This window comes from Micromonospora sp. 4G55, from assembly GCF_016803375.1.
The window spans coordinates 58,485-65,132 of the sequence record NZ_JAEVHN010000001.1; the positions used below are offsets into that span (position 1 = coordinate 58,485).

A 6,648-nucleotide genomic window follows, 5' to 3' on the forward strand; every position below is an offset into this window, starting at 1 on the left:
CGCACGTCGTTCGCTTGGTGCGGTTGGGCGAACGGCTGGTCAAGGCCCGCCTGATCCGCGTACACCGGGTCTTTCCTCCTGGCGCGGGCCGGGCACCTGCCGGTGCTCGCGGCCACCATGCCGACCCTGCCGGCCCGCTACGCCTTCGCCACGCTCGCCGGCTCGGGCGGAACGGGCGGCCCGCTGACCCGCCGCTCGTCCCCATGCCCCGGCCACCACGCCTTGTGCCCGATCAGCGCGGTCAGCGCCGGAACAAAGAACATCGACATCACGAACGCCGACAGCACGATCCCGATCGCTACCGCAAACCCCATCTGCTGCAGGAACGAGATCGGCGCGAGCATCAGCACCCCGAACGTCCCGGCAAGAATCAACCCCGCCGCCGCCACCGTCGGCCCCGCATGCTCCACCCCAATGGCCGCCGCCTGGTGCGGCTCGTTCCCCTCCCGCGCCTCCTCACGCAGTCGGGCGATCATCAGGATGTTGTAGTCGGTCCCGATCGCCACCACGAAGAGATAGAGGATGATCGGCAGCTGGAAGGTGATCCCGGGCTTGTCCTGCAGCCCTTGGAAGAGGTAGACCGTGGCGCCCAGCGTGGCGGCGAAGTTGAGCAGCACCGCTATCACGAGGTAGATCGGCGCGATCAGGCTGCGCAACAGCAGCGCGAGGATGAGCGCGATCAGGCCGGCCGCCACCGGCAGGATCACCGACAGGTCGCGGTTGTTCGCCGAGTTGATGTCCGCGAAGATCGCGGTGGGTCCGCCGACCGCCGCCCGGGTGCCGGGCGGGGCCGCCGCGTGCAGGGCGTCGCGCAGGGCGTCGCGGACGAGCGTGATCGCCTCGTTGGAGACCGGATTCTCGTCGAGCAACAGGTTGACCCGGGCCACACTCGGGTCGTTGCTGCGCTCCGGGGGCTGCGCCCGGCCCACTCCCGGGGCGCCGGCCGCGGCCGCCGCGAATTCGCTGACCTGTTGCTCGGTCAGCGGCGACCCGTTGTCGGTGGTCAGGTAGACCTCGGTCGGAGCGAGCGCGCCGGCCGCGAACCCGCGCTGCAGGTCCGCGGCGGCTTTCGCCGACTCGGTGTCCTGCGGGAAGCCGGAGCTGAAGTCGTAGTCGGCCTTGTAGGCCAGGGATCCCGCGGCGAGCGCGACCAGCAGGGCGCCGGATGCCGCCGCGACGAGCGCCGGCCGGCGACCGATGGCTGTCCCGAGGCGACGCGCCATGGTGGCCTTGGGGACACGCTGCCACGCCTTGGACGGCCAGAAGACGTACCGGCCGAGCAACGAGACGACCGCCGGGATGAGCGTGAGCGAGGTGACCAGCATGACGCCGACGGCGATCGCGAGCGCCGGGCCGAGCGAGCCGAAGAAGCCCAGGGAAGCGAGGAGCAGCACGAGGAACGCGACGATGACCGCTCCCGCAGCCGAGGTGATGACCTCGCCGACCCGCTCGACGGAGACCATCATCGCGGTGCGCTTGTCGTCCCCGGCACGCAGCCGCTCGCGATAGCGGAACAGCAGGAACAGGATGTAGTCGGTGCCGATGCCGAACAGCACGATCAGCAGCACCGTCTGCAGATCCTGACTGACATTGAGATCGAACGCCTTACCCGCCGCGGCGACCAGCCCGCTCGTGACGAACATGACCACGCCGATGACCACCACGGGCAGCAGCGCGGCGATGGGGCTGCGGAAGATGATCAGGATCAGTCCGATGATCAGGATGATCGTCGCGACGCCGACCACGGCAAAGGCCTTGTTGAAGGTGTCCTCGTTGTCGACGAAGCTCGCTACGTCGCCGGCCACGCCCGCGGTCAGCCCGCTGCCCGCCAGTTCCGGACCGATGGCCGCCCGCAAATCGCGTACGGCGTCGAGCAGCGCCGGGTCGTCCGGGGTGACCGCGGCGAGCCCGACGTTCACCACCTGCACCGACTTGTCCGGCGCCACGGCCGGCGGGCCGGTCAGGTAGCCGGACGTGTGCGAGATGTTCTTCGCCTTGAGCGACTGGGCGAGCTGACCCACCCTCGCCTCGTCGGCCGGTGTGAGCGGCTGCCCGTCGGCGCGCTTGACCACGATGGCCGCCGTCGCCGTGGCCTGCTGCGGAAACGCCTTCTTCGCGAGTTCGATGGCCTGCACCGACTCGTACGAGCGGGGCAGGAAGCTGCCCTGATCGGCGGAGGTGATGTCGCTCAACGACGGTGTGGTGACGACGATGGCGACTGCCGCAAGCACCCAGCCGAGGATCACCCACCAGGCCCTGCGTACCACGAATCTGCCCAGCCGCTCGAACATGGTTTACCCCCGTCTGTTCGACACCACCGACATCTGAGGCGTGGGGGCACCTCGGGGCGCACCCGCCCGTCACTCCGCTGGGCAGCCTCCGCTACACCGTGTGCATCCTACCTACGGCGGGCAATCCTTTTCGGACGCGCGGAGACGCGGGGCGTGTTAGCCCGTAGCTGGTCGATACACGTACACAAGACGGGACCGGATCAGGCCACCAGGGCGTACGGCTCGGGCTCGGCCGACAGGCGGCGCTGGTCGTAGTCAGGGGCGAGCGTGCCGAAGAGCCGGTCCCAGATCGACGTGTAGAAGCCGAGGTTGACCGCCGACTCGACGTGGTGCCCGGCGTGCAGCGTCGGGGTGGCCACCCAGCGGAACACCCGGCTGCGCCGGGCCACCGCCGGGAGCACTTCCACGCCCAGGTGGCCGAATATCCCGAAGACGAGGTTCACCGCGGTGTAGGCGACGATCGCCCAGACCGAGAACGCGTGCACGGCGAGCGCCGCCAGCCAGAGCCCGCCGAATCCGAGGATCTCCAGCGGGTGCAGCGCGTACAGCGTCGCGGGCCGGGCATCGACGAAGCGGTGGTGCAGCGCGTGGGCGAGCGGGAAGATCCGGGGCCGGTGCGCGACCGCGTGGCCGGCGTACATCAGCAGGTCCATGAGCAGGAGCAGCAGGACGAAGTCGGCCAGGACGCGGAGGCCCAGGTCCGCGTTCAGGTGGATGATCCCGGCCTTCCACAGCGCCAAGCCGCCGACGGTGACCACGGAGTTCATCAGGATCGCGCCGCCGGCGAGCCACACCTGCAGTTGGCTGATCCGGCCGGGGTCGGGCAGCAGCCGGACAACCGTCGGCAGCCGGAGCACGGCGTTGCCGGCGCCGACGGCGATCAGGAAGAGGATCACGTTCTCGAGCAGAGCGAGCCCGACCACCTGGCCGACATCGAGTCGCCACGCCCAGTCGAGCACACCATCCACGTTCCTGAGTATGCGCCCGCCGGAGAGGCTCGGGACCGACCTGATTCGCGGATCGCGCAACAGGCCGGCGCGAACGTCCATAGCCTGGCAGGCGGGGAGCACTTCGAAACGTTGACGGAGGACACCGTGACCAAGGCCGTCAGGGAAGCGCTTGAGGGCGTACGGGAAGTCGAGCTGACCGTGACCGGCCGGAAGACCGGACGGCAGATCTCTCACCCCGTCTGGTTCGTCCAGGAGGAGGAGAGCGCCTTCCTGGTCCCGATAACCGGCTCGGACAGCGACTGGTACAAGAACGTACGGCAGACACCATTCGTGCAGCTGGCCGCCAACGGGACGGCGGTGAGCTCGACCGCGACCCCGATCACCGAACCGGACCGGGTCGATCACGTGGTGGAGATGTTCCGCGAGAAGTACGGCTCGGACCAGGTGGATCAGCACTACCCGAAGCGCGATGTCGCCGTCCAGGTCTCCCTCACGTAGCCCGTCGGGTCAGCCGGTGATCGTCAGCGCGACCGGCGGGCGCTGCTGCACCTCGAGCACCGCCCGCTCCCCCAGCGGTTGCGCCAGGTCGACGGTGGCGCTACGGCGCGCCCTGATATCCCCGCACGCCTCGTCGCCGGCGTGGCGGTGCTCGATGACGATCACGACGGCAGCCGTTGACCGACTCGACGGCTGCTGCGCTGTAGTCGGCGCCGCATGACTGGCTCCCCGGGCTTGGGGAGCCGGTGAATGCGACGTCCGCGACAGCGATGCTCACCGGCGTGGCGACATGGGTCGCCCCGGCACCAAGGTCTTCACGGGCGGGCCGCGACCCGGCGGAGAACCACGCGGCCGGCGCGCTGCCGCAGCATTCGCGCCGCCTGGCTCAGCTCGAACGCGATCCCGGCGGCCTCGTACGCCTCGGCGGCGCCCGGTTCCGCCACCCGACGCTCGCGCAGGTCGTCCCACTCGGCCCGATCATCCATCACGGGTTCCCCTTGACCATGGTCAATCGCTCTGCGACCCATCGCTCCGGAGCCCAACGACGGTCAACGCACCGGGTGGCGGCGCTGTTCGTCCCGTCCTGCTCCTCCCCGAGGACCGACCCACTTCTACGATGCACGTCGTGCGCGATGGTGGTGAGCTGCCCGCAGGCCAGGACGGTTCGGGTCGGCGATGGCTGGCTTACAGCCGGCTGGTCGTATGTGGCGCGGTCGTCGCCGTCGTGGCCGCCACGGCGGGTGTCAGGTGGTTCGTCGGCGAACCCGATCCGGCCGCGGGTGGGAAGCAGTCGATCGGCTACGGCTGCCCCGTGTTCGGCGTGGACCCGGGCCCTCCCAAGGAGTGCGGTCCCCCCGCGTCGCTGGACCCGCGCCGCGCACCGGTGACCGAGGGGCAGCGGACGGCGGTCAGGGACAGGGCCAGGGCCATTCGCCTCGCCGCGTCGCACGCCGGCTGGTGCATGACCGGCAGTCAGCCGGAATGTGCCCGTCGGCCGGCGTCACGCGAACCGACGCAGGACGATGTCGACGCGGCTCGGCTGTGGCTGAGCCGGACGGAGACCTCTGCGAGCACGGCACGGCTGGCCCGTCCGGGCGATCCAGGTCAGGTGGGCGCGCTGCTCTACGCGGCTCGCCTCGATGACGTCTGCGTCGTCGGCTACCTCGAGCAGGTGCCGGGCGGTGCGGGCGGCGAGGAGATCATCGGCCTCCTGCCAGACGGGACCTGCCTGCCCGACTGATGAGCCGGGCGGTCCCTCCGGCGCAGGCGGGCACCCGACCGCGCCGGGCTCCGCTCCGACACCCGCCGCCATGCCGGGCGTCGACCAGCGCCACCGCCGCGCTCTGACATAGCCGGGCGTCGGGTGCCGCCGTGGTCGGCGCATGGCCCGCCCGGTCGTACGCCGTGCGCCGCCGCTCATTTCCTCGGATGACCCACCGGGCATGCCAGCCCGAAGCCCTCCCGTCCGTCCCCCGCCAGCCGATCGCCTCTCAGCCCGGAAGGGTGTGTCCATACCGGCCAGCGGGTGGGACCGAACCGCCGATATCCACGGCTATCCCCGCCCGCCGCGCGGCGATACCGTGCACGCACCGCCTCGGGCCGCGCCCCGCCGACAGGTCGCGACGCCGCCCTCCGCGTCCCCATCCGCACCACCGGATCGATCTCACATCCGACGCCGGCGTAGTCGCCGGGAGAGAGGATCGAAGAGGATGCTTCCGACACCCACCACCTCCCGCTGGCGAGCGGCGAGAGTCACCCTCGCCGCCGCCATCGCACTGGTCAGCCTCGGCATTTTCGGCGCGCCCGTTCATGCCCAGGGACAGTCCAAAGTCACCGTGATGACCCGGAACCTGTATCTGGGTGGCGATCTGACGCCGTCCATCGGCGCGCGACACCGGGCGCATTCCTGGCCGCGAACTCCGCGCTGTTCAGCCACGTCGGCCAGGTCAACTTTCCGGCCCGGGCGAAGCTGCTCGCTCGGGAGATCACCGAGAACAAGCCGGACCTGGTCGGCCTGCAGGAGGTCGCCCTGTGGCGCACCGGCACGTTCGGTGACCCCGCACCAGCCACCGAAATCCGGTACGACTACCTGGCGCTGCTCATGGGCGAGCTGAGCCGTTCCGGTCACCCCTACGACGTCGCGGTCGTACAGGCCGAGGCCGATCTGGAGGCGCCCGCGGGCGCGCCGCACTTCCTTGACGTACGGCTCACGATGCGCGACGTCATCCTGGTACGCCACGGCGGCCGGGTGAAGGTGACCGACTCCTCGTCCGGCACCTTCGCCAACAACCTCACCTTCACGCTCGCCGCAACGAACGGGACCGTGACCAGCACCCGCGGTTGGACCGCGGTGGACGTGGTGCACGGGCAACGCCCGTTCCGGTTCGTGAACACCCACCTGGAGGCCTTCCACCCCGGCGTCCGGGTGCTGCAGGCGCGCGAACTGCTGGCCGGCCCGCTGGCCACCGCGCCGGGTGACGTCATCCTCGCCGGTGACCTCAACACGGGCCCCGACCTGCCCGTCGCCGAGAACCGGCTCGCCTACGCGGCGCTGGTGGCCGGCGGGATGCGGGACACGTGGGAGATCCTGCATCCGGATGAACCCGGCTACACCGCGGGTCTGGGCGACGACCTGAACCAGCCCGCCGACGCCGTCGAGCACCGCATCGACATGGTCCTGTTCCGGGGGGCGGTCGTACCCGTCTCGGCCCTCATCTTCGGCAACGAGCGGCAGACCCCCGACGGCCGGTGGGCCTCGGACCACCTCGGCTACCTGGCCGTGCTGGCCCTGCGGTAACCCGAACGCTGCTCCGGGCTGGCGCCGACGCGCCAGCCCGGAGTTGCCACCGGCGCAGAGCGCCACAGCGTGACGGCCCACCGGGCGGGAACGGCTGTCAGTAGGTCCCGCC

At 70.6% G+C, this 6,648-nt stretch carries 7 protein-coding genes; 3 read left to right on the top strand and 4 right to left on the bottom strand.

What is annotated here, in order from left to right; genetic code table 11:
- Window positions 1–137 precede the first annotated feature (137 nt).
- Together JNW89_RS00265 and JNW89_RS00270 are read right to left on the bottom strand one after the other, a co-directional pair.
- Complete coding sequence (locus JNW89_RS00265; RefSeq protein ID WP_238447102.1) at window positions 138–2,246, bottom strand: MMPL family transporter; 2,109 nt, start codon at window positions 2,244–2,246, stop codon at window positions 138–140.
- Window positions 2,247–2,491: 245 nt separating this feature from the next.
- Window positions 2,492–3,259 (bottom strand): sterol desaturase family protein, encoded by a 768-nt coding sequence (locus JNW89_RS00270; RefSeq protein WP_238447103.1) that lies wholly within the window; start codon window positions 3,257–3,259, stop codon window positions 2,492–2,494.
- A gap of 126 nt (window positions 3,260–3,385) precedes the next feature.
- Between JNW89_RS00270 and JNW89_RS00275 the strand changes: the two genes are divergently transcribed.
- Window positions 3,386–3,739 (top strand): nitroreductase/quinone reductase family protein, encoded by a 354-nt coding sequence (locus JNW89_RS00275; RefSeq protein WP_238447104.1) that lies wholly within the window; start codon window positions 3,386–3,388, stop codon window positions 3,737–3,739.
- 9 nt (window positions 3,740–3,748) lie between these two features.
- Here the strand turns inward: JNW89_RS00275 and JNW89_RS00280 are convergent, their stop codons facing one another.
- Window positions 3,749–3,904, bottom strand: a complete 156-nt coding sequence (locus tag JNW89_RS00280; protein WP_238447105.1) for a hypothetical protein — start codon at window positions 3,902–3,904, stop codon at window positions 3,749–3,751.
- Window positions 3,905–4,053: 149 nt separating this feature from the next.
- Entirely contained in the window at window positions 4,054–4,224 is a 171-nt protein-coding gene (locus JNW89_RS00285) for a hypothetical protein (protein WP_238447106.1), read from the bottom strand.
- Between the two features lie 239 nt (window positions 4,225–4,463).
- On the opposite strand from JNW89_RS00285, the gene JNW89_RS00290 reads away from it, so the two are divergent.
- Both JNW89_RS00290 and JNW89_RS00295 read left to right on the top strand, forming a co-directional pair.
- Window positions 4,464–4,979 carry a hypothetical protein gene (locus tag JNW89_RS00290; RefSeq protein WP_238447107.1) on the top strand — a complete coding sequence of 172 codons (516 nt, stop codon included), beginning with the start codon at window positions 4,464–4,466 and terminating at the stop codon, window positions 4,977–4,979.
- Between the two features lie 684 nt (window positions 4,980–5,663).
- Window positions 5,664–6,536: an endonuclease/exonuclease/phosphatase family protein gene (locus JNW89_RS00295; RefSeq protein ID WP_255540204.1), complete on the top strand. Its 873-nt coding sequence runs from the start codon at window positions 5,664–5,666 to the stop codon at window positions 6,534–6,536.
- Window positions 6,537–6,648: the final 112 nt, after the last annotated feature.

Coding starts and splice junctions, on each gene's coding strand:
- JNW89_RS00285 (WP_238447106.1), bottom strand. CDS start 4,224: ATGGATGATCGGGCCGAGTGGGACGACCTGCGCGAGCGTCGGGTGGCG.